Source organism: Brevundimonas sp. TWP3-1-2b1, assembly GCF_049896165.1.
Lineage (GTDB): Bacteria > Pseudomonadota > Alphaproteobacteria > Caulobacterales > Caulobacteraceae > Brevundimonas > Brevundimonas subvibrioides_B.
Genome location: NZ_JAFCTT010000014.1, coordinates 21003 through 45676 on the forward strand (window position 1 = coordinate 21003; position 24674 = coordinate 45676).

At 67.8% G+C, this 24674-nt stretch carries 14 protein-coding genes; 8 read left to right on the forward strand and 6 right to left on the reverse strand.

Translation table 11 applies throughout. The features are described from left to right. Positions 1-2: 2 nt before the first annotated feature. Positions 3-3572 (forward strand): M1 family aminopeptidase, encoded by a 3570-nt coding sequence (locus ACP7AB_RS13480; protein WP_425988362.1) that lies wholly within the window; start codon positions 3-5, stop codon positions 3570-3572. Positions 3573-3745: 173 nt separating this feature from the next. On the opposite strand, the gene ACP7AB_RS13485 is transcribed toward ACP7AB_RS13480, so the two are convergent. The 6 genes from ACP7AB_RS13485 to ACP7AB_RS13510 form a co-directional block, all read right to left on the reverse strand. Beyond that, complete coding sequence (locus tag ACP7AB_RS13485; protein WP_425988359.1) at positions 3746-4999, reverse strand: ammonium transporter; 1254 nt, start codon at positions 4997-4999, stop codon at positions 3746-3748. Further along, positions 4996-9507: a glutamate synthase large subunit gene (gltB, locus tag ACP7AB_RS13490; RefSeq protein ID WP_425988356.1), complete on the reverse strand. Its 4512-nt coding sequence runs from the start codon at positions 9505-9507 to the stop codon at positions 4996-4998. Before gltB ends, ACP7AB_RS13485 begins: the two co-directional genes overlap by 4 nt. A 151-nt stretch (positions 9508-9658) precedes the next feature. Continuing rightward, positions 9659-11089 carry an NAD(P)-dependent oxidoreductase gene (locus ACP7AB_RS13495; protein WP_425988353.1) on the reverse strand — a complete coding sequence of 477 codons (1431 nt, stop codon included), beginning with the start codon at positions 11087-11089 and terminating at the stop codon, positions 9659-9661. A 274-nt stretch (positions 11090-11363) separates the two neighbouring features. Continuing rightward, the gene (locus tag ACP7AB_RS13500; protein WP_425988350.1) at positions 11364-12803 is read right to left on the reverse strand and encodes an efflux transporter outer membrane subunit; all 1440 of its coding nucleotides are present in this window, start codon (positions 12801-12803) and stop codon (positions 11364-11366) included. Beyond that, positions 12800-16072, reverse strand: a complete 3273-nt coding sequence (locus tag ACP7AB_RS13505) for an efflux RND transporter permease subunit (protein WP_425988347.1) — start codon at positions 16070-16072, stop codon at positions 12800-12802. Before ACP7AB_RS13505 ends, ACP7AB_RS13500 begins: the two co-directional genes overlap by 4 nt. 10 nt (positions 16073-16082) lie before the next feature. Next, entirely contained in the window at positions 16083-17297 is a 1215-nt protein-coding gene (locus ACP7AB_RS13510) for an efflux RND transporter periplasmic adaptor subunit (protein WP_425988344.1), read from the reverse strand. Between the two features lie 164 nt (positions 17298-17461). Between ACP7AB_RS13510 and ACP7AB_RS13515 the strand changes: the two genes are divergently transcribed. From ACP7AB_RS13515 to ACP7AB_RS13545, 7 genes are all read left to right on the forward strand, one after another. Continuing rightward, positions 17462-18028, forward strand: coding sequence for a TetR/AcrR family transcriptional regulator (locus ACP7AB_RS13515; RefSeq protein WP_425988341.1), 567 nt, complete (start codon positions 17462-17464; stop codon positions 18026-18028). 228 nt (positions 18029-18256) lie between these two features. Beyond that, positions 18257-18409: a hypothetical protein gene (locus tag ACP7AB_RS13520; RefSeq protein WP_425988339.1), complete on the forward strand. Its 153-nt coding sequence runs from the start codon at positions 18257-18259 to the stop codon at positions 18407-18409. Positions 18410-18509: 100 nt separating this feature from the next. Next, entirely contained in the window at positions 18510-20249 is a 1740-nt protein-coding gene (locus tag ACP7AB_RS13525) for a dihydroxy-acid dehydratase (protein WP_425988336.1), read from the forward strand. A gap of 3 nt (positions 20250-20252) precedes the next feature. Continuing rightward, positions 20253-21263 (forward strand): ketol-acid reductoisomerase, encoded by a 1011-nt coding sequence (gene ilvC / locus ACP7AB_RS13530; RefSeq protein ID WP_425988333.1) that lies wholly within the window; start codon positions 20253-20255, stop codon positions 21261-21263. A 33-nt stretch (positions 21264-21296) separates the two neighbouring features. After that, positions 21297-23021: an acetolactate synthase 2 catalytic subunit gene (gene ilvG / locus ACP7AB_RS13535; protein WP_425988330.1), complete on the forward strand. Its 1725-nt coding sequence runs from the start codon at positions 21297-21299 to the stop codon at positions 23019-23021. Next, positions 23021-23287, forward strand: a complete 267-nt coding sequence (locus ACP7AB_RS13540; RefSeq protein ID WP_425988328.1) for an ACT domain-containing protein — start codon at positions 23021-23023, stop codon at positions 23285-23287. Before ilvG ends, ACP7AB_RS13540 begins: the two co-directional genes overlap by 1 nt. Then, positions 23284-24504 carry a 2-isopropylmalate synthase gene (locus ACP7AB_RS13545; protein WP_425988326.1) on the forward strand — a complete coding sequence of 407 codons (1221 nt, stop codon included), beginning with the start codon at positions 23284-23286 and terminating at the stop codon, positions 24502-24504. The genes ACP7AB_RS13540 and ACP7AB_RS13545 overlap by 4 nt, the downstream gene beginning before the upstream one ends. Positions 24505-24674 lie beyond the last annotated feature (170 nt).

Below are 24674 nucleotides of genomic sequence, written 5' to 3' on the forward strand. Positions count from 1 at the left end.
CGATGTTCGGGAAAATCGCCGCCTTCGAATTCCGCTACCAGCTGCGCCAGCCGGCCTTCTGGGTCATCGCCATCATCTTCGGCCTGATGGGCTTCGGCCTGGTCGCCGCCTCGGACAACATCTCTATCGGCGCGGGCGGCAACGTCCACAAGAACGCGCCCTACGCCCTGGCCAGCATCAACGCCGTCATGTCGATGTTCTTCATGCTGGCGACCACGGCGATCGTCGCCAACGTCGTGGTGCGGGACGTCCAGACGGGCTTCGGGCCCATGGTCCAGTCCACCCGGATCACGAAGTTTGACTACCTCTATGGCCGGTTCACGGGCGCCTTCCTGGCGACGGCCTTGTGCTTCGCCGTCATCTCGCTGGGCCTCATCGCAGGCACGATCGCGCCTTGGGTGGACAAGGAGACGATCGGCGCCTTCCGGCCGTGGGACTACCTCTACAACTACCTCGTGCTGGGCCTTCCGGGCGTGTTCCTGACCTCGGCCCTGTTCTTCGCCCTGGCGACCGTGACCCGGTCGATGATGGCGACCTATGTCGGCGTGGTGGCGGTCTGCATCCTCTATCTGGCGGCGTCGGGGGTTCTGGGAAACAAGCCCGAGCTTGAGACGGCGATGGCATGGGGCGAGCCCTTCGGCGCCGCGGCCTTCGGCCTGGCGACCAAATACTGGACGTCCGCCGAGCGGAACACGCTGAACATCCCGCTGGAGGGGATCTTCCTGTGGAACCGACTGCTGTGGCTTGGCATCAGCGCGGGAATTCTCGCGGTCGCCTACGCCCTGTATCGCCCGGCCGTTCGCGGGGCCAAGGAGGGCAAGACCGACAAGCTGCGCAAGATGGCCGAGGCCGCCGCGCCCGCCTTGACGCCGAACCGCCCGCTGCCCACGCCGACCGAGGGCTTCGCCGCCGGCTGGACGCGGCTGGCCTCGCGCACGGCGTTCGAAATGAGCCTGGTGTTCAAGAGCCCGGCCTATTTCGTCCTGATCCTGCTGGGCTTCGCCTTCGCGGTCACGACCCTGTTGTTCCTCGGCGAGATCTACGGCGCGCCCGTCCTGCTGGTGACGCGCGTCGTCATCGACGGCCTGCCGTTCGGTTTGATCGCGATGATCGTGGCCATCTACTATTCCGGTGAGCTGGTCTGGCGTGATCGCGAGCGCAAGGTGCACGAGATCATCGACGCCTCGTCGACGCCTGACTGGACCTTCCTGCTGCCCAAGACCCTGGCCCTGATCCTGGTGCTGGCCTCGATCTCGATCGCGGGCGTAGTGGCCGGCGTCGCGGTGCAGACCTTCAAGGGCTACACTGACTACGAGTTCGACAAATACCTGATGTGGTACGTCGTGCCGCAGACGATCAACTTCGCCACCCTGGCTGTGCTGGCGATCTTCGTGCAGTCGCTGTCGCCGAACAAGTTCGTCGGCTGGGCGATCATGGTGGTCTACATGATCTCCACCATCGTGGCGTCCAACATGGGCTTCGACCATGTGCTGTATCGCTACGGTTCCGGCGTCGGTCTTCCGCTGTCCGACATGAATGGCCGGGGCGACTACGCCGGCTTCGCCGCCTGGATGGACGCCTACTGGACGATGGCCGCCATCATCCTGCTGACCCTCGGATACGCCCTGTGGCGTCGGGGGACCGAGACCCGGTTCATGCCGCGGCTGAAGCGTCTTCCGCACCGGCTGATGGGGCCTGCGGGCGTCGTCGGCGGCCTGGCCCTGGTCGCCTTCATCGGCCTGGGCGTCTTCATCTACGTCAACACCAATGTCTGGAACGAGTATCGCAGCCAGGGCCAGCAGGAGAAGCTGCAGGCCGAGTACGAGAAGACCCTGCTGCGCTTCGAGACCACGCCCCAGCCGACCCTGGTGGACGTTAAACTGAACCTCGACCTGCACCCGCGCACCCCGCGTCTGGAGACGCGCGGGACCTATGTGGTCGAGAACCGCACCGGGGCGCCGCTGTCGGAAATGCACGTGCGCTGGAACGACGAACTGGAGATGAAGACCCTGACCGTCCAAGGCGCGCGGATGGTGCGCGAATGGCCCGAGTTCGATTACCGCATCTACCGTTTTGACACGCCGATGGCCCCGGGAGAGCGACGGACGGTGTCGTTCGACACCGTGCTGGAACAGCGCGGCTTCAAGAACAGCGGCAACACCACCCGGATCGTCGACAACGGCACCTTCGTCTCCAACGGCGAGTTCGCGCCGCGCATCGGGATGGACCGCTCCGGGGTGCTGCAGGACCGGACCAAACGCAGGAAGCACGGCCTGCCGGCCGAGCTGCGTCCGGCGAAGCTGGAAGACCTGACGGCGACAGGCCGCAACTATATCGGCGCCGACTGGGTCACGGCTGACGTCACCGTTACCACCGACGCCGACCAGACGCCGCTGGCGCCGGGCCAGGTGCGCAGCGACACGACGGCCAATGGTCGCCGCACGATGCGGTTCGTGACCGAGAGCCCCGTGCTCTATTTCCTGTCGGTCCAGTCGGCCCGCTACGAGATCGCGCGCCAGATGCACAACGGCGTTGAGATGGTCGTCTTCCATGACGCCCAGCACGGCCGGAACGTGCCCCGGATGATGACGGCGCTGGAAAACGCGCTGGACTATTTCCAGGCAAACTTCTCGCCCTACCAGTTCCGTCAGGCGCGCATCAGCGAGTTCCCCTACGGGTCGTTCGCCCAGTCGATGCCGAACACCTTCGCCTGGTCCGAGAACCTGGGCTTCATCGCCGACCTGAGGGACGACACCAAGATCGACTACGTTACCTACATCGGGGCGCACGAGTTCGCGCACCAGTGGTGGGCGCACCAGGTGGTCGGGGCGAACATGCAGGGCGCGACCCTGATGTCCGAGACCCTGGCCCAGTACTCGGCCCTGATGGTGATGCGGGAGATGTACGGACCCGACAAGATCCGCCGCTTCCTGAAGTTCGAGCTGGACAACTACCTGCGTTCGCGCGGGACCGAGCTGATCGAGGAGCTGCCGCTGAACCGGATGGAGAACCAGCAGTATATCCACTACCGCAAGGGCGCGGTGGTCATGTACCTGCTGGCCGACCAGGTCGGCGAGGCGAACGTGAACCGGGCGCTGTCGCAGTTCCTGGCCGCCCACGCCTTCAAGTCGGCGCCCTATCCGCGCTCGACGGATTTGATCGACCTGTTCCGGGCCAATGCGCCGGCCGACAAACAGGCCCTGATCACCGACCTGTTCGAGAAGATCACCCTCTATGACGTCAAGACCACGGCGGCGACGGCGACCCGACGCCGTGATGGACGCTGGGATGTGACGGTCACGGTGGAGGCGCGCAAACTCTATGCCGACGGCAAGGGTGTGGAGACGGAGAGCCCGCTGAACGAGACGTTCGACATCGGTCTGTTCTCGGCCGAGCCGGGCAAGGGCGCGTTCGACGCCAGCAACGTGCTGTTGTTCGAACGTCGGCCGCTGCGGTCGGGGGTGCAGACGTTCCGGTTCACGACGGCGACGAAGCCGACGTTCGCGGGGGCCGACCCCTACAACAAGTGGATCGACCGGAACTCCGACGACAATGTGCGGAAGGTGGATTAGCGACCGCCGTCTCCTCCCTGTCGCGCAGCGATGGGGAGGTGGCTCGGAGCGCAGCGGAGAGGCGGAGGGGTTCTTTCCGCGCGCACGAAGACCCCCTCCGTCAGCTCGCGAAGCGCGCGCCGCCACCTCCCCATTCGCCAAGTAGCGAACGGGGAGGAGACTTCAGACGAATCTCAGTGAATGCTCTCGCCGTGTTCGGAGTAGTCCAGCCCCTCGACCTCGCCGTCCTTGGTGGCGCGCAGGCCGGTGGTGAATTTGCACACCATCAGGACTGCAAAGGTGCCGACCGCGCTCCAGGCGATGACGGCGGCGAGGCCAACGATCTGTTTCACCACGTCCGCGCCCTCGGCTGCGCCGTTGATGGCGGTGGTGGCGAAGACGCCGGTCAGGATGGCGCCGACGATTCCGCCGACGCCGTGGATGCCGAAGGCGTCGAGGCTGTCGTCGTACTTCAGGGCGTGCTTCAGCCAGACCGCGCCGGCGTAGCAGGCCGGGCCGCCGATCAGGCCGATCAGGAAGGCGCCCTTGGGATCGACGAAGCCGGCGGCGGGGGTGATTGCGACGAGACCGCCGACGATGCCGGAGAGAAGTCCCAGAAGCGTAGGACGCTTCTTCTCGATCCACTCGATAACCATCCAGCCGAGGGCGGCTGCGGCCGGTGCGATGATGGTGTTCAACGCGGCGACGGCGGCGATGCCGTCTGCGGCCCAGGCGCTGCCCGCATTGAAGCCCAGCCAGCCGACGAACAGCAGGCCCGTTCCGATGGCGGTGTAGGCGAGGTTGGCGGGCGCCATATTGTCCCGTCCGAACCCGTAGCGCGGACCGAGCACCAAAGCGCAGACGAGGCCCGCGACGCCGGCATTGACGTGCACCACAGCGCCGCCCGCGAAATCGAGCACCCCCCACGAGCCGAGGTAGCCGCCGCCCCAGACCTGATGGCAGATCGGCGCATAGACGATCAGATGCCACAGGCCGAAGAACAGCAGTGACGCGGAGAACTTCATCCGCTCGGCGAAGGCGCCGGCGATCAGGGCGGGGGTGATGATGGCGAAGGTCAGCTGGTAGGCGATCCAGAGGTATTCGGGCAGGGCAGGCGCCAGACTGTGCGCCGTGTTGATCCGCACTCCATCGAGGAAGACCGCCTGAAGCCCGCCGATGAAGCCATTGGTCGCCGGGCCTGATGTGCCGAACGACAGGCTGTAGCCGGCGATGAACCACAGGATGGTTACGACCATCAGCGAGGCCGTGGAGGCGGCGATGGTGGCGATGATGTTCTTCCTGCGCACCATGCCGCCGTAGAACAGCGCCAGCCCGGGCAGGGTCATCATCAGCACGAAAGCCGTCGAGACGAGGATCCACGCCGTCGCCGCGCCGTCGATGACCAGCGGCGCCTGATGGGCGAGGAGGGCGGGCGCGGCGAGCGTCACGCGGGCACGGCCTGTCCAGCGTCGACCTTGCGCTCGGCGTCGGCGACCGGGATCGGGACGATGCGGACGAACCGCTTCAGGCTCTCGGACCAGCCGCCCAGCAGCCGACGCGCGAGCGGTGATCCGGTGGCGGCGGCATGGGCCTCGATGAGCGCCTTCAGGCGTTCGCCCGCCGCCTGCGTCACCGGCGCGAAGGCCGCGAGGTCGCCGTTCAGGGCAAGACCCGTTCGGCCCGCCTCGTCCAGCACGAAGAGTTCGCCGCCACTCATACCTGCGGCCAGGTTCCAACCGACCGGGCCCAGGATCGCGACGCGGCCGCCGGTCATGTACTCGCAGGCATGAGCCCCCGCGCCCTCGACCACAGCCTGAGCCCCCGAGTTTCGGACGGCGAACCGCTCGCCCGCCGAACCGGCGACGAACAGGCGGCCGGAGGTGGCCCCGTACAGGGTGGTGTTGCCGATGGCGGGCTGGTGCTCGCGCCATTCGATCGGCTTGACCACTATGTCGGCGCCGGACAGGCCCTTGCCGACATAGTCGTTGGCCTCGCCGGTCAGCTCGAGTTTCAGACCCCTGGCCGCGAAGGCTCCGAAGGATTGCCCGGCCGAACCCTGCAGCTTCAGGGTCAGCACCCCGGTCGGGCCGGTCGGGCCCCAGCGGCGCACGATCGCCGAGGACACGCCCGCGCCGATGGTGCGCATGACGTTGGAGATCGGGTAGGTCAGCTCCGAGGTCTGGCCGCGATCGAGGAAGGCCCAGGCGTCGTTGAGGACGCGGGCGTCCAGGGTCGGTGGAACCTCGGCGCGGCCCTTCTCGGCCCAGGTCTTCTTCTCGGCGGCCTCGACGCGGACCAGGAGGGGGTTGAGGTCGAGGTCGTCCAGATGGGCCCCGCCGCGACGGACCTGGCGCAGCAGGTCGGTCCGACCGACGATCTCGTCGATCGAGCGGGCGCCCAGCATAGCCAGGTATTCGCGGACCTCTTCGGCGATGAAGCTGAACAGGTTGACGACCTTGTCGGCTGTGCCCGTGAACTTCTCGCGCAGGCGCGGGTCCTGCGAACAGACCCCCACCGGGCAGGTGTTGGAGTGGCACTGGCGCACCATCAGACAGCCCATGGCGATCAGGCTGGCCGTGCCGATGTTGAACTCCTCGGCGCCCAGGATGGCGGCGATGACGATGTCCCGGCCGGTGCGCATGCCGCCGTCGGCGCGGACCACGACGTGGCTGCGCAGATTGTTGAGGCTGAGGACCTGATGGGTCTCGGCCAGGCCGATCTCCCAAGGCAGGCCGGCATGTTTGATCGAGGACTGGGGCGAGGCCCCGGTACCGCCGTTATGGCCGGCGATCAGGATACAGTCGGCCTTGGCCTTGGCGACACCGGAGGCGATGGCGCCGATGCCCGAGGCGGAGACCAGTTTCACAGTCACCCGGGCATCCGGGTTGATCGACTTCAGGTCGTAGATAAGCTGGGCCAGATCCTCGATCGAATAGATGTCGTGGTGTGGCGGCGGGCTGATCAGGGTGGTGCCGACGGTCGAATGCCGCATCCGGGCGATGAATTCGGTGACCTTGAAGCCTGGCAGCTGGCCGCCCTCGCCGGGCTTGGCGCCCTGGGCGATCTTGATCTCGATCTCGCGGCACTGGTTCAGATATTCGGCCGTTACGCCGAACCGGCCTGACGCGACCTGTTTGACGGCCGAGTTCATGTTGTCGCCGTCCGGGCGGGTGGCGTAGCGGTCCGGATCCTCGCCGCCCTCGCCGGAGACCGAGCGGGCGCCGATGCGGTTCATGGCGACGTTCAGCACCCCATGCGCCTCGGGCGACAGGGCGCCGAGCGACATGCCGGGGGTCAGGAAACGCTTCCTGATGTCGGAGACGGATTCGACCTCATAGACCGGGACGGGTTTCAGGCCTTCGCGCCAGTCGAGCAGGTCGCGGGGGGCGAGGTCAGGCTGGTCGCGGACGGCCTCGGAGTATTGCTTGAAGCGCTTGTAGTCGCCGCGGTTACAGGCGTCCTGAAGCAGGTGGATCGTCTTCGCATCGTGGGCGTGAGCTTCCTGGCCCGCGCGGATGCGGAAGAAGCCGCCGACGGCGGGGGAGGGGGTGGCCTCTGTCCAGGCGGCGGCGTGGCGCTGGATCGCGGCGCGTTCCAGACCCGCCAGACCGATGCCGGAGATGCGCGACGGGGCGCCGGGGAAGAACTCGGCCGTGACGGCGCGCGACAGGCCGAGAACCTCGAACTCGCAGCCGCCGCGATAGGCGGAGATGACGCTGATGCCCTTGCGGGCCAGGGTCTTCATCAGACCGGCCTCGAGCGCGGCCTTGTAGTTCAGACAGGCGTCGCGAAGGGCGAGGCCCTGATAGGCGCCGCGATCCAGACGCTCCTGGAACAATTCCTGCGCCAGCCATGGGTTCACGGCGGTGGCGCCGACGCCGACGAGGACGGCGAACCCGTGTGGGTCCAGCACCTCGGACGAGCGGACGACGATGGAGACGAAGCTGCGCAGGCCGGTGTCGGTCAGGCGGCCATGCGCCCCGGCGGTGGCCAGGATCATCGGCATTGACAGGCTGGACCCGGACGCGCGCTCGTCGGTCAGGACGACAAGGCTGGAGCCGTGACGGACGGCGGCTTCGACCTCGTCCTTGATGCGGTCCAGCGCGGCGCGCAGGCCGGCGCCCGGGCGCGCATCGGCCTCGGGGAGGGGATAGGAACAGTCGATTACCACCGTCGAGCCGGCGCCGACGACGTCGAGCATCCGCTCGTACATGCCGGTCGTCAGGACGGGGCTGTCGAGGACGAAGACATTCGTCTGGGCCTCTTCCGCAGCGAGGATGTTGCCGAGGTTCTTGAACCGGGTCTTCAGGCTCATCGCGCCCGCTTCACGCAGGGGGTCGATGGGCGGGTTGGTGACCTGGGAGAAGTTCTGGCGGAAGTAATGCGCCAGCGGCCGGGGCAGGGCGGAGAGCACCGCCGGGGGCGTATCGTCGCCCATGGAGCCGACCGCTTCCTTGCCGTCCTTGATCATCGGATCGAGCAGCAGGTCGAGGTCTTCGCGGCTGAAGCCGGCGGCGATCTGGCGGCGGGTCAGGGCCTCGCCGGTGGCGGCGCGCGGCTCGGGTCCGGGGCCGATGATCGGCTCCAGGTCGACCATATTCTCCAGCCATTCCGTATAGGGATGATCGGCGGCGAGAGCGTCGATGGTCTCGATCTCGTCCAGCAGGACGCCGTTCTGGAGGTCGGCGACGATCATGCGGCCCGGGCCGATCGGCAGGCGGCGCTTGATGCGGCTTTCCGGCAGACCGGCGAGGCCCGCCTCGGAGCCCGCCAGCAGCAGGCCGTCATGGGTCTCCATGGCGCGCAGGGGGCGAAGGCCGTTGCGGTCCTTGCCGCAGACGATCCAGCGGCCGTCGGTGGCGCAAATGGCGGCAGGACCGTCCCACGGCTCCATCACGGCGTTGCAGTAGGCATAGAGCGCGCGATGCTCGGCCTTCATCAGGCCCTCGTCGCGGGCCCAGGCCTCGGGGATCAGCAGCGCCTTGGCCATAGGCGCGGGGCGGCCGGCGCGGACCAGGACCTCGAACACGTTGTCGAGGGCTGCGGAATCGGAGCCGCCGGGCTGGACGACCGGCTTCACGTCGCCGTCGCTGTCGCCGAAGGCCTGGGCCGTCATGCGGATCTCGTGCGACCGCATCCAGTTCAGATTGCCCTTCAGCGTGTTGATCTCACCGTTGTGGGCCAGCATCCGGAACGGCTGGGCCAGCCGCCATTCGGGGAAGGTGTTGGTCGAATAGCGCTGGTGGAAGATGGCGTAGGCGGACTGGAAGGTCGGATCCAGCAGGTCGGGATAGAGCTGGTCCAGCAGTTCGGCGCGGACCATCCCCTTGTAGATCAGTGACCGGGCCGACAGGGAGCAGATATAGAAACCGGGCACGCTTTCGGCGATTACCGCGCTCTCGATGCGGCGGCGGACCAGATAGAGTTCGCGCTCCAGCGCCTCGCCGTCGTCCGTCAGATCGGCGGGGACGGCCAGCATGATCTGTTCGATTTCGGGCCGGGTTGCATCGGCCTTGGAGCCGACCACGCTGAGATCGATCGGGGTCTGGCGCCAGCCGTAGATGGTGAACCCGGCGCGCAGCACCTCGGTCTCGACGATGGCGCGGGCGCGGTCCTGGGCGCCGAGGTCTGTCCGCGGCAGGAAGATCTGGCCGATGGCGATGGGGCCGGGACGCAGGGTCTGGCCGATGACGCGAACCTGTTCGGCGAAGAAGGCCTGGGGCGCCTCGACCATCAGTCCGGCCCCGTCGCCCGACAGGCCGTCGGGATCGACCGCGCCCCTGTGGGCGACATTCTTCAGCGACTTGATGGCCAGTTCGACGACCTCGCGGCGCGGCACACCGTCGATGGCGGCGACCAGGCCAACGCCGCAGGCGTCCTTCTCCGACGACGGCTCATAGGCGTGGGCATCGATCAGGCGCTGCCGGTCTTCTTGGTACTTGGTCAGCCAGGTCATGCGTACTCTCCGCTCATCCCCGCGAAGGCGGGGACCCAGTGCTTTTGTGAGGCACGGGCGGTTGGGATTGGGGTCAGCGGGCACGAGGAAATGTCAGCGCGCCCAGAGGTCTGGGTCCCCGCCTTCGCGGGGATGCACGGAGATTGCCGTGTCACGCCGCGACCTCCGCCGTTCGGGTGCGCAGGTAACGGTCGATCTCGGCGGCGGCGTCCTGACCGTCGCGAACGGCCCAGACGACGAGCGAGGCGCCGCGCACGGCGTCCCCCGCCGCATAGACGCCGGGCAGGCTGGTGGCGAAGCCGGACCGGGCGGTGGCGACCGTGTTCCATTCGGTCAGGCTAAGGTCGTCGTGATGGGCGGCGAATTTCTCCGGCTCGAAGCCCAGCGCCTCGATGACGAGGTCGGCCTTCAGGTCGAAATCGGCGCCTGGGACCGGCACGATCTCGCGGCGCTTGCCGAACTCGGGTTCCGACAGGGCCATGCGCGCGGCGCGGACGGCGGACACCGAGCCGTCACGCGACATCAGGGCCTTGGGCGCGCCAAGCCACTCGAAGCGGATGCCCTCTTCCTCGGCGTTGAGAACCTCGCGGGCCGAGCCGGGCATGTTCTCGCGGTCGCGACGGTACAGGCAGGTGACGCTCTCGGCCCCCTGGCGGATTGCGGTGCGGACGCAGTCCATGGCCGTATCGCCGCCGCCGATGACGACGACGTTGCGACCCCGGGCATGATGGCCGGTGTCGTCGTCGGCCTCGCCCAGGTCGCGACGGTTCTGGTGGATCAGGAACTCGAGCGCCGGAAGGGTGTCGCCCGGGCCCGCGCCGGGCACTTGCAGCGCGCGGGCCTGATAGACGCCCATGGCCAGCAGGACGGCGTCGTGGCGCTCGCGCAACTCGGCAAGGGTAATGTCGGTCCCGACATCGCAGTGGGTGACGAAGGTCACGCCGCCGTCGATCAGGCGATCGATGCGGCGCTGGACGACGCGTTTCTCCAGCTTGAAGCCGGGGATGCCGTAGGTCAGCAGGCCGCCGGGGCGGTCGTGGCGGTCGTAGACGGTGACCTGATAGCCCTGTTCGCGCAGCCGGTCGGCGGCGGCCATGCCGGCGGGGCCGGCGCCGACGATAGCGACAGACTGGGCTCGTTCGTGCAGCGGGCGGATCGGCTCCACCCAGCCGTTGTCGAAGGCAGTGTCGCCGATGAAGGCCTCGACCGAGCCGATGGTCACGGCTTCCCAACCGGACTGGTTCAGGGTGCAGGAGCCCTCGCATAACCGGTCCTGCGGACAGATGCGGCCGCAGATCTCGGGCATGGTCGAGGTGGCCGAGGCGATACGCCAGGCTTCGCGCATCTCGTCCTCGGCGGACAGGCCCAGCCAGTCGGGGATGTTGTTCTGCAACGGGCAGGCCGTCTGGCAGAAGGGCACGCCGCAGTCGGTGCAGCGGCCGGCCTGGATCTCGACGGTCTCGGTGGTCGGTTTGACGATGATCTCGCCGAAATCCTGCACGCGCACGGCCGCCTCCGCCTTGGGGAGGCGGCGCGGTTGGACGACGAACCCTTGCGGTCCGGATGGGCCTTTCTGTTGCATAGCAACATATAAGGCGAGGCAGGGCTGTCAGCGCAAATGATTTCCCCGATCCGGGGTCAATTCATCCGTCATGCGCATGAAATATGCGCTCAATTGCGAATGGCTCGCGGATTTCACCCTCGCCGGTCGGGGAGGGTGGTCGAAGCGAAGTGGAGGCCGGGTGGGGGCGGCAAGGCAAATCATCACAGGCCGGTATCTGCATCGCCGGTTGTTCCCACCCCGCCGCTTCGCGACGACCCTCCCCCGAGGGGGAGGGAGAGTCATTTGGCAGGTCTCAGCCTTGGTCCCAGCCGCCCGCCAGCGCCTTGAACAGGGCGATCTGGTAGGTGGTCACGAGAGCGTCCGACTGGGCCAGGGTCGCGTCCGCTGCAGCCTCCGTCCGCTGGGCGTCCAGGACGGTCAGGAAGCTGTCGGCGCCGGCGTCGAAGCGTAGGCGGGCCAGACGGGCGGCGTTGGCGGCCTGGTCCCGCGCCTCGGTCAGGGCCGCGCGGCGGTCCAGTTCGTTGGCGTAGTTGATCAGGGCCGTCTCGGTCTCCTGCAGGGCCAGCAGCACCGTCTGGTCGAAGGTCGCCAGGGCCGCGTCAGTGCGGGCGTCGGCGGCTTCGATCCGGGCGCGGGCGGCCAGGATGTTGGGGAAGCTCCAGCTGATCAGCGGGCCGAACGAGAAGCGATACGACGTGTCGTCGCTGAGATCGCCGGCCTCCAGCGCGGTCGAGCCGATCGACCCGCCGAGCGAGATGGTCGGGAAAAGAGCGGCCGTGGCGACATTGACCCGTGCAGCGGCGCCGACGAGGGCGCGCTCCGCCTGACGGATGTCGGGACGACGGGCCAGCAGGGCCGCGCCGTCGCCGGTCGGGATCGGCTGTGAAAGCTGCGGCGGACGTTGGCATGACCGGGCGGCCTGGGACGCTTCGGCCGGAGCGACGCCGGTCAGGGTGGCGAGGCGATAGAGGGCGCCGTCGCGCTGGGCGCGCAGAGTCGGCAACTGCGCGCGGGTCGAGGCCAGCAGGGACCGGGCGCGGGCGGTGTCGAGGCCCGTGCCCGCGCCGCCTTCCAGCAGGCGCTGGGTCAGGTCGGCCGTGTTCTGCTGCAGGCCGAGGGTGCGTTCGGCGACCGCGATCTGGGCGTTGGCGGAACAGGTGTCGGCATAGGCGCGGGCCGTCTCCGCGGCGACGCTGACGCGGATCACGTCGAGCACCGCGGCCTGGGCCTCGGCGTCGGCGTTCGCGGCGCGGATGGTCGAGGCGACGCGACCGAACAGGTCGATCTCGTAGGAGGCGTCGAGGCCGACGGCATAGACATCGACCTCCGGCGCTTGCTGACCAGCGGCGAGGCCAGGCGTGATCGCGGCCGAGGCGCGGCTGCGGGTCGCGGACGCTGAGGTGTTGGTCGTCGGGAACAGACCCGCGCGGGCTTCCGACAGGCTGGCCCGGACGGCGCGCAGATTGGCGACGGCGGCTTCCAGCTCGTTGTTCCGTGCGAAGGCCTGCTCGATCAGACCGTCCAGCGTCGGGTCGGCGTAGAGGCGCCACCAGTCGCTGCGCGCCTCCGCCGTCGAGGTCGCACCGGCGGCGGACCCGAGCGGCGAACTTACGAAGGCGCCCGACGCGAGGGGGGGGAGAGGGGCGTCGGGCGCCTTCGGCCCGACCGCGCAGGCCGCCAACAGGGCGGAGGCTGCACACGCGGTCAGGAGGGGGGTGAGGCGGGAAATCATGCGGCGTCTCCCGTGCGCGGCGCGTTGAGGGCCGGCGTGGGCTGTGAGTGGATGGCGTGGTCTGAGGGCGCGCTGGTCGTGGGAGTGACGCTGGGCGCCGACGGCCGCTGCGGGATCTTTGAGGCAAGGCCCCGGCAGATCACGTAGAAGACCGGCGTGAACAGCAGGCCGAAGACGGTCACCCCGATCATGCCGAAGAATACCGCCGCCCCGAGGGACCGGCGCATCTCGGCGCCCGCGCCCTCGGCCAGCACCAGGGGCAATACCCCCAGGATAAAGGCGAAGGAGGTCATCAGGATCGGGCGAAGACGCGTCCGGGCGGCCGCGACGGCGGCGTCCCAGCGGTCCAGACCATGCTCGTCCTCGTTCTGCTTGGCGAACTCGACGATCAGGATGGCGTTCTTGGCCGCCAGCGCGATCAGCACCACAAGTCCGACCTGGACCAGGATGTTGTTGTCCAGGCCGAGTGCGTTCACCCCCAGCATGGCCGCCAGCAGACACATCGGCACGATCAGGATCACGGCCAGGGGAAGCGTGAAGGCTTCATACTGGGCGGCGAGCACCAGGAACACCAGAAGCACCGCGACCACGAAGATGACCGTCGCGCCGCCGGAGGCCTGTTTCTCCTGATAGGCCAGGCCGGTCCATTCGTAGGAGAAGCCCGGCGGCAGGGTGGTCGCCGCCATATTCTCCATGATGCCGATGGCCGTGCCGGACGATATGCCCGGCGCGCCCTGACCCTGCAACTCGGCCGCCGGGAACAGGTTGTAGCGCACGATCCGGGACGGGCCCGCGCTCTCGCGGAACGTGGCGACCGAACCCAGGGGCACCATGGCGCCCGAGGCCGAACGGACCTTCAGGTTGGCGATGTCGGCCATGTCGTCGCGATAGGCCGGCTCCGCCTGGGCCGTCACCCGGAAGGTGCGGCCCAGCATGTTGAAGTCGTTGACGTAGGATGAGCCCAGATAGATCCCCATCGTGTTGAACACATCGGAGGGCTGGACCCCCATCATCAGGGCGCGGTCGCGATCGACGTCGGCTTCGACGCGTGGCGAGGCGGTGTTGTAGGTCGAGAAGACCTGCTGAACCTCGGTCGGCGCCTGGCCCGCGGCGCCCATCATGGCGAAGGTCGCGCCCTCGAGCGCGCCATAGCCGGCGCCGGACCTGTCCTGGATCATCATCGCGAAACCGTTGCCGGTGCCCAGGCCCTGGATGGACGGCGGGGCGATGACGAAGATGTTCGCGTTCTGGATTCCCTGGGCCGCGCCGGTGATTGCGCCGGCAAGGGCTGCGGCGGTCGTCTCCCGCGTCGTCCGGTCGTGGAAGTCGTTCAGACGGACGAAGATGGTCGCGGCATTGGAGCCGAACGAGAAGCTCGTGCCGTCCAGGCCGGAGAAGGCCACGGTGCCGTCGACGCCCTCGGTATTCTCGATGATCTCGCGGGCGCTGGTCATCACCGCATTGGTGCGTTCCAGCGAAGAGCCGGCAGGCAGCTGGATCACGCCGATCAGGAAGCCCTGGTCCTGGTCCGGGATGAAGCCCGACGGGGTGTCGATCAGGCGCCAGGCGGTGAGGCCGAGCAGGCCGGCATAGACGACCAGAACAACGGCGACCGTGCGGACCAGACGAGCGGTCAGACGGCCGTATTTTTGCGACAGCCAGTCGAAGCCCTCGTTGAATTTCCGACCCGCCCAACCGCCATAGTAGCGGGTCTTGCCCAGGACGGTCGTCGGATGGGCCGCATGCTCGTCATGCTCGTCGTGCGGCTTCAGCAACAGGGCGGCCATGGCCGGGGACAGGGTCAGGGAGACGAACAGCGACGTCACCGAGGCGGCCGCGATGGTCACGGCGAACTGGCGGTAGAAGATGCCCGGAATTCCGGGCACGAACATGGTCGGAACGAACACCGCGACCAGCACCAGGCCGATGGCGATCAGGGCGCCCGACACCTCCTGCATGGACTTGTAAGCGGCGTCCTTGGGCGAGAGACCCTCGCGAATGTAGCGTTCCACGTTCTCGACCACGACGATGGCGTCATCGACCACGATCCCGACCGCGAGCACCAAGGCCAGCAGCGACAGGGAGTTGATCGAATAGCCGAGCGCCAGCTGGACCGCGAAGGTGGCGACCAGGGCGATCGGGATGGCGACGATCGGGATGATCGCGGCGCGCCAAGACTGCAGGAAGATCAGCACGACGAGCACGACCAGGATGATCGCCTCGATAAGGGTGTGCTGCACCGACTCGACCGAGGCGGCGACGAACTCCGTCGGGTTGTAAGGAATGCCGATCTCGAGACCTTGCGGGGCGTCGGCCTTGATGCGTTCGATCTCGGCCATCACGCGTTCGGCGGTGCCCAGGGCGTTGGCGCCCGGCTGTTGAACGATGGCGATGCCGACGCCGCGCTGGCCGTCGAAATAGCCCTGGATGCCGTAATCCTGAGCGCCCAGTTCGACACGGGCGACGTCGCGAATCCGGGTGACCCTGCCTTCGGCGTCGGTCTTGATGACGATCTCGGCGAACTCGTCCGGGTTGGACAGACGGCCCTGGACCTGGATCGGCTGCTGGAAGGCCGAGGCGTTGGTTGCGAACGGCGGCTGGCCGATGGAGCCGGCGGCGGCCTGGATGTTCTGGCCGCGCAGGGCTCCGACGATATCGGTGGCGTTCAGGCTGCGGGCGGCGGCCTTGGCCGGGTCGATCCAGACGCGCATCGAATAGTTGCCGCCGCCGAAGACGGTGACGTTGCCGACGCCCTCGATGCGCAACAGCCGGTCGCGCAGGGTCGAGTTGGCGTAGTTGCCGACATAGTCGTTGTTCAGGACATTCCCGGGCGAGGTCAGGCCCAGGATCATCAGGAATCCGGATTCCTGCTTGTTCACGATCACGCCGACCTGGCGCACGGCCTCGGGCAGGCGGGGCTCGGCCAGGGCGACGCGGTTCTGGACCAGCACCTGGGCCGAATCGAGATCCGTGCCGGGCTGGAACGTCACGGTGATCGCCACCGCGCCGTCGGAGGTCGAGGACGAGGAGAGGTAGAGCATCCCCTCGACGCCGTTCACCTCCTGCTCGATCGGGGCGGCCACAGTCTCGGCCAGGGTCTCGGCCGAGGCTCCCGCGTAGGCGGTATTGATGGTGATGGTGGGGGGCGCGATCTCCGGATACTGCGCGAGCGGCAGCAGCGGATAGGCGAAGATCCCGACCAGGGTGATGAACGCCGACAGGACGGCCGCGAAGATCGGCCTGTCGATGAAGAAGCGAGAGATGTTCATGCGTCTGGCCTCAGTCGCCGACGATGACGGATTGCGTCAGGGCGCCGGCGGGGGTGCCGGTCGCCGCTGGCGGCGCATAGGTGGTCGGGATGGATTCCGGGCGTGGCTGGCGCGCGATACGACCGTTGGTGGGGGCCACCGTCATGCCCGGCATGGCGCGCTGCAGACCATCGATGATGATCCGGTCGTTCGGACGGAGGCCCGAACGGATGACGCGCAGGCCATCGACCAGCGGGCCGAGCTGGACCGGGGTCGGGGTGACCGAACCATCGGCAGCGACGACCGAGACGACGCGGCGGGCCTGATCCGTGCCGATGGCCGAATCCGGCACCAGCAGGGCGTCATAGGCGCCGGCTCCGGCGACGCGGGCCTGGGCGAACATGCCCGGCTTCAGGAAGCCGTCGCCGTTCGGAATGACTGCGCGCAGGCGGATGGTGCCCGAGGCGGCGTCGACCGCGTTGTCGGTGAAGTCGAGCGTGCCTGTGCGGGTGAAGTCGCTCTCGTCCTGCAGACGGATGCGGACCGGCGCGGAGCGGCCGGCGCGGGCGTCGCGCTGATATTTCAGCAACAAGGCTTCGGAACCCTCGAAGACGAAGTAGATCGGCGAGGAGGAGACAATGGTGGTCAGGACGTCGGCGGCGGACGATCCGCCGGCGATGACGTTGCCCGGATCGACGCGCCGGTCCGACACTCGGCCCGAGGCCGGGGCGGTGACGCGGGTGAACTCGAGCTCCAGCTGGCGCGCGCGGACGGAGGCCTGGGCGGAGGCGACGGAGGCCTCGGCGATCTGGACGGCGCCCTTGTTGGTGTCGACCTCGGCCTGGCTGACGGCCTGGCTGGCCAGCAGGCCTTCCGAACGGGCCAGGTTGGTCCGGGCAAGCGTCAGCTGCGCCTGGGCCTGGTTGAGGGCGGCGCGGGCCGAGGCCAGCTGGGCCTGGGCCGGACGCTGATCGAGGGTGAACAGCAGCTGGCCACGCTGGACATAGGCGCCGTCGCGGAAGTGTACGGCCTGGATGAAGCCGCCGACGCGGGCCCGGACCTCGACGGACGAGGTGGCCTCGAAGCGACCGGTGAAGTCGTCCCAGTCGACGACGCGTTCAGCCAGGGGCACGGCCACGGTGACGGGCGCGGCCGGTGGCGGGCCCTGGGCCTCTGAACGTTGTGAACAGCCGTAAAGCGCGCCCGTCGCGAGGACGGACACGGCGATGATCTTCAGCCTGCGCATGCGCGCAATCTCCCTTGAGGGGCGAATTCCCGGTCTGGCGAAACGCGGGCAAACGGGGGAGGATGCCCGGTCATCGCCTGATGACTTCCTTGTGTCCATCGGCGAAGCTTGTCAACAGGCGATGACATAGCCATACCCTTCCTACGGTTATTTCGGAGATCACGTTGAGTTTCGCCGTTTGCCATCGACCCCGGAACGCAGCGGCCACCCGCAGCGCAATTCTTGACGCGGCCAGCAAACGGTTCACGGCCGAGAGTTATGATCAGGTGGGGATGCGAGACATCGCCAAGGATGTCGGCGTCGATCCCGCCCTCATCTCCCGCTATTTCGGATCCAAGGAAGAGCTGTTCCGGGCCGTGCTCGACGGCTGCGACGGTAAGGACCTGATGGAAGGCGACCGCTCGACCTTTGGGGAACGGATGGCCGACGACCTGGTCTATGGCCCGGCCAAGGATGATGACCTGGCGTGGCTGCTGATCATGCTGAAGTCAGCCGGCTCGCCCAAGGCGGCGGAGATCGTTCAGCAGTTGTCGACCGAGTGCTTCTACCAGCCGTTCACCGAGTGGCTCGGTGGCAAGGACGCGCCGGTTCGGGCCCGGATCCTGGCCGGCATCCTGATGGGCGTAGCCGTGGGCCGCGATCTGTCCGGCGGCATGAAGCTGTCGGCCGACGAATGCGAACGGATGAAGGCGCGCCTCGCCCCCATGCTGCAGGAATTGGTGGATGGCTGACGCTGTCCTCCGTCCGGTCGGCGCCGGCCGAGTGGGATAGGAGCAGCGCGCGCGGCGTTTCGACCCGCAACCGCTGCGCATGCGGCAGATCTCACCCGAGCCGGTCCAGTCGGCGGCTAGAATTGCCTATTGGATATCCAAAGGGGCAGATATTGGAAGTTTCTTCCAAAAGCAGGTTGTGCGACGCAGCGATTTCTGGCTCTATGTCGCGGTAATCAGGAGTTGGCCGTGAGCCACGAGACCCGTCACACCCCGATCCGCCACACGGCCCGCGCCGTCGCTGCGACGTGCCCTGTTGTCACGCCCGCCGCCCTGACCACCCTTATTCTCAGCGTACTCCTTGGCCTGCTCTCCGGAGCGGCGTGGATGCAACTGACCTGAACCCAAGCAAAATCAGGATCGAACGCAGCCACCCGCTCCCGAAAGGAAGCGGGTTTTTTGTTGCGCCGATCCGGGACCTCTCTCGGAACACCTCAAGACAATGACGCAAGATTTCACCCCGGAGGATACGGCTCCGTCGCCACAGCGACGTAGCGCCGTCGTGACCGCAGGAGCCAACCGCGCCGCAGCCCGCAGCTATCTGCGGGCCGCCGGCATGGACGACGCCGATTTCGGGAAGCCGATGATCGCGGTGGTCAACACCTGGTCGTCGGTGACGCCCTGCAACATGCATCTGGACCGGCTGGCCAAGGACGTCCGCGCCGGGATCATCGCGGCCGGCGGCTTCCCGATCGACTTCAACACCATCGTAGTCACTGACGGCATCTCCATGGGCACGCCGGGGATGAAGGCCTCGCTGATCTCGCGGGAGGTCATCGCGGACTCGATCGAGCTGGCGGTTCAGGGCCACCAGCTGGACGGCGTCGTCTGCATCGTCGGTTGCGACAAGACCATTCCGGCGGCCGCCATGGCCCTGGCCCGGATGGATATCCCGGGTCTGGTCTACTACGGCGGGACGATCATGCCGGGCGTCATCGGCGGCAAGGAGATCTCCATCCAGGAGGTGTTCGAGGCCATCGGCGCGCACGGCGCCGGGACCATCGACGACGAGCAATTGAAGATGGTCGAGAGGGCGGCCTGCCCGGGCGCCGGCGCCTGTGGCGGTCAGTTCACGGCCAACACCATGGCCATGGCCCTGTCGGTCATGGGGTTGTCTCCCATGGGAGCGAACGACGTCCCGGCCGTCGATCCGATGAAGGGGGCCCAGGGTCATCGCTGCGGCGAACTGATCGTCGAGCGCGTCTTCGCCGGCGACACGGCGCGCAAATACATCACCCGCGCCTCGCTGAAGAACGCGGCCGCCGCCGTTTCCGCCTCGGGCGGGTCGACCAACGCCGTCCTGCACCTGACCGCCATCGCCATCGAGGCGGGCATCGAGTTCGGTGTCGAGGACTGCAACACGGCCTGCGAGGAGACGCCCGTCATCTGCGACCTGAAGCCAGGCGGCCGGTTCCTGGCCTCGCACCTGTACGCCTCGGGCGGCACACGTCTCGTGACCCAGCGGCTGGCCGAGGCGGGCAAGATCATCAACGCCCCGACCGTGTCGGGCCGCAGCCTGTTCGCCGAGGCGGCCGAGGCCGAGGAGACCCCGGGCCAGCAGGTCGTCTCGACCGTCGCCGAGCCTTTCAGCCCGCGCGGCTCCTATGCCGTCATCTATGGCGACATCGCCCCGGACGGCGCCGTCATCAAGCTGACCGGCCACAAGGTCGACCGGTTCGAGGGCCCGGCCTGTGTGTTCGACTCCGAGGAAGACGCCTTCCACGCCGTCCAGGGCGGGGCAGTGGGCGAGGGCGACGTCATCGTTATCCGCTACGAAGGCCCCAGGGGCGGCCCCGGCATGCGCGAGATGCTGCAGGTCACCGCCGCCCTGAAGGGCCGGGGCATCCACAACGTCGCCCTGATCACCGACGGCCGGTTCTCGGGTGCCAGCTACGGCTTCGTCGCCGGGCATGTGTCTCCGGAAGCGGCGGCGGGCGGCCCCATTGCCCTGATCCGCGACGGCGACCGCATCACTATCGACGTCACCGCGCGCCGCATCGACGTCGCTGCGGACCTGGCCGCGCGCCGGACCGCTCACACTGCGCCGCCGCTGAACGCCGCGACCGGCGTCTTCGCAAAATACCGCGCTTCGGTGGCTTCGGCCGCTCAGGGCGCCGTCACCATTCCCAACCCGCCGCCGGCGCAAGTCCGTGCGGAAACCCGTCAGACGCAGGAAGCCTGAGCCATGGAAATCTATACCAACGACGACATCCGTCCCGGCGTCATCGCCGGCCAGCGCATCGCTGTCATCGGCTATGGCTCGCAGGGGCGCGCTCATGCCCAGAACCTGAAGGAGTCCGGCCACGACGTCGTCGCCGGCGTCCGTCACGGTGGCAAGGGCTGGAAGAACGCCACCGCCGACGGCATCGCCACGGCCGAGCCTTCGGAGGCCGTCAAGGGCGCGGACATCATCGCCATCCTGACGCCCGACATGGCCCAGGCCGAGATCTACAAGACGGTCATCGAGCCCAATGCGAAGAAAGGCGCGGCCATCCTGTTCGCTCACGGCTTCTCGATCCTGTACGGCCGCGTCACGCCGCGCAAGGACATGGACGTCATCCTGGTCGCGCCCAAGGGGCCGGGCGATCTGGTCCGTCGCGAATATGCGCGCGGACGCGGCGTTCCCGCCCTGTTCGCTGTCGAGCAGGATGCGACCGGAAAGGCCCGCGACCGGGCCATGGGCTATGCCAAGGGCATCGGTGGCGCGACCGGCGGCCTGCTGGAGACCTCCTTCAAGGAAGAGACCGAGACCGATCTGTTCGGTGAACAGGCCGTCCTGTGCGGCGGCGCCAAGGAACTGGTCATGAGCGGGTTCACCACCCTGGTCGAAGCCGGTTACCAGCCCGAGATCGCCTATTTCGAGTGCATGCACGAGCTGAAGCTGATCGTGGACCTGTTCTACGAGGGCGGCATCACCAAGATGAACGAGTTCATCTCCGAGACGGCCAAATGGGGCTCGGTCGTCAGTGGCCCGCGCGTCATCAACGCCGAGACCCGCACCCGGATGAAGGAGATACTGACCGAGATCCAGAGCGGCGCCTTCGCCCGCGAGTGGATCGCCGAGAACGAAGCCGGCAAGGGCGCCTACGACGCCCTGGTCAAGGCCGACGGTGAGCATCTGATCGAATCGGTCGGCAAGGGCCTGCGCGAGCGGATGGCCTGGCTGCACGCGCCCAAGACCGCCGAAGCCGCATAGTCGAACCGCAAAAAAGTCAGTCCCGGAACCGCAATGTCAGCCGTCGCCACCGCCATCAGCGCCAAAGCCGCTACCGCTCCCAAGAGCGGTGCGCAGCTGCTCGTCTCCACCCTGGAGCGGCTGGGCGTGGATGTGGTGTTCGGCTATCCGGGCGGCGCGATCATGCCGGTCTATGACGCCCTGACCGGTTCGAAGCTGAAGCACATCCTGGTGCGTCATGAGCAGGGCGCGGCCTTCGCCGCCGACGCCTATGCCCGGGCGACCGGCAAGGTCGGGGTCTGTATGGCGACCTCGGGTCCGGGGGCGACCAACCTGATCACCGGTATCGCCAATGCGATGATGGATTCGGTGCCGATGGTCTGCATCACCGGCAACGTCGCCACCCATCTGATGGGGACCGACGCCTTTCAGGAGATCGACATCCTGGGCGTCACCCTGCCGCTGGTGAAACACTCCTGGGTCGTTCGCGACCCGGCCGACGTCCCCGCCGTGATCGAGGAAGCCTTCCACGTCGCCCGCTCGGGCCGCCCCGGTCCGGTCCTGGTCGATCTGCCCAAGGACGTGCAGGTCGGCATGACCTCGGACGACTTCGGCTTCCACTATCCGAACGACGTCACGCCGCTGGATCACGCCGCGATCGCCGAGGCGGAGACCCTGATCCGCGCCGCCGAACGTCCGCTGATCTACATCGGCGGCGGGGTGAAGATCGCCGGCGCCGTCGAGGCCCTGCGCGACTTCGCCGAACGCACAGGCATCCCCTCGGTCTCGACCCTGAACGCCCTTGGCTCCATTCGCACGGATGCGCCGGGCTTCCTGGGCATGCTGGGCATGCACGGCACGCGGGCCGCCAACGAGGCGGTGCAGGACAGCGACCTGCTGATCGTCTTCGGCGCCCGGTTCGACGACCGCGCCACCGGAAAGCTGAACGCGTTCGCGCCACACGCGAAGGTCGTCCATTTCGACATCGATCCGGCCGAGATCGGCAAGCTGCGCGCCGTCCACGTCCCGGTCATCGGCGACCTGAAGGCGGGCATCGAGGCCCTGACGGCGCGCGTCGCCACAGCCTCGTTGGCCATCGACCCCTGGATTATCCGCTCGACCTCGAACGCCAGGCGCAACGCCTTCCGCTACGACGCGCCGGGCGAGGGGGTCTATGCGCCGGCCCTGTTGAACGAACTGTCGAAGACGGCCGGCGACAGTTTCGTCGCCGCCTGCGACGTCGGCCAGCACCAGATGTGGGTCGCCCAGCACTGCGAGTTCTCGCGGCCCGAAGCCCACCTGACCTCGGGCGGTCTGGGTGCGATGGGCTACGGCCTGCCGGCTGGCCTGGGCGCCAAGATGGCGAACCCCGAGGCAAAGGTCGTCACCATCTCGGGCGACGGCAGCTTCATGATGAACATCCAGGAGCTGGCGACCCTGCGCCGCTACGGCGTCGCCCTGAAGATCGTGCTGCTGGACAATGCCTCCCTCGGCCTGGTGCGCCAGTGGCAGGAGCTGTTCTTCGCCGAGAACTATTCCGAGGTCGACCTGTCGGACAATCCCGACTTCGTCGCCGTGGCCCAGGCCTTCGGCATCGAGGCCTTCATGATCGACCGTCGGGATCAGGTCACGGACGGCATCGCCCGTCTGCTGGACGCGCCGGGGCCGTGCCTGATGCACGTCCTGATCGACCCCAAGGAAAACGTCTGGCCGCTGGTGCCCCCGGGCAAGTCCAACGGCGAAATGATGCACGACACGCGCTTTGAAGGAGACATGTGATGAGCGACACCATCCAGATCCAGATCGACCGGGCCGACGGCTCGCTCCAGCGCCTCATCGGTCTCGTGGAGCGTCGCGGCTTCCACATCGACGGCATGAGCCTGTCGGACGAGGGCGCGATGCGCCGCGTCCAGCTGCAGGTCCGCGGCCGCGACGAGGGACGCTGCACCGAGAACCTGGGCCGCCAGATCGACAAGCTGATCGGCGCCACCCGGGTCGGTTTCGCCGGCTCGACCTTCGGCTATCAGAGCGTAGCCGCAGCATGACCGGCTCGATTGTTGACCGAGTAGCCACCGACCCGAACCGGGTCATCGTCTTCGACACGACCATGCGCGACGGTGAACAGGCACCGGGCTTCTCCATGTCTCCCGACGACAAGGTCCGCATGGGCCGGGCGCTGAAGGCCCTGGGCGTCGACGTCATGGAGGCCGGCTTCGCCGCCGCGTCTCCGGGCGACGAGGACTGCATCCGCGCGGTCGTCGGCGAGCTGGCCGAGGACGACTCGGGGCCCGTTTTCTGCTCCCTGTCGCGGTCGAACGAGAGCGACATCGACGCCTCGTACCGCGCCCTGCGAGGGACGAAACGCCGTCGCTGCCACGTCTTCATCGGCACCAGCCCGATCCATCGCTCCGCCAAGCTGAAGATGACGCCCGACCAGGTGCTGGCCCAAGCCGTGCGCTCGGTCGAATACGCGCGCACCCATTTCCACGACGTCGAGTTTTCGGCTGAGGATGCGATCCGCACCGAGCCCCAGTTCCTGGCAGAAGTGCTGGAGGCGGCGGCCGGTGCCGGGGCCTCGACCCTGAACGTCCCGGACACCGTGGGCTATGCGACGCCGGACGAGATCGCGAACCTGTACCGGTTCCTGATCGCCAGGATCCGCCCGAATTTCCCGAACGTGATCTTCTCGACCCACTGCCACAACGACCTCGGACTGGCCGTGGCCAACAGCCTGTCGGCGATCGAGGCGGGCGTGCGTCAGGTCGAATCGACCATCAACGGCATCGGCGAACGCGCCGGCAACGCGGCCCTGGAAGAGGTGGTCATGGCCCTGCGGGTCCGGGCCGAACGCTATTGCGTCACGACCGGCATCGACACGACCAAACTGCTGGAAACCAGCCGCATGCTGAGCGAGGTCACCCATTCTCCGATCGTGCGCAACAAGGCCATCGTCGGCATCAACGCCTTCGCCCACGAGGCCGGCATTCACCAGCACGGCATGTACGCCGATGCCCGCACCTATGAGATCATGCGTCCCGAGGATGTCGGTTTCTCCGGCAGCTTCTTCGTCCTGGGCAAGCACTCGGGCCGGACCGCGGTGCAGAAGCGGGCCGAGGTGCTGGGCTATCCTCTGATTGGCGACCACCTGAACGACGCCTTCGCAGCCTTCAAGAGGCGCGCGGACGAGATCGGCGAGATCGACGACGCCGAACTGATCGCCATCTGCACGGCGACGCAGAGGGATGCGCATGCGGCGGCGTAGTTCTCAGTCCTCCCCCATCGGGGGAGGGGGACCGCGAAGCGGTGGAGGGGGGCAACCCCGGACACCGGGTTCGCGGCGAGGCCCCCCCGGCGCGGGGGGGGGCGCCCCCCCCCCCCCGGCCGGGGGGGGGGGGGGGGGGGGGGCCCCCCCCCCCCACGAGAGAAAGGGAG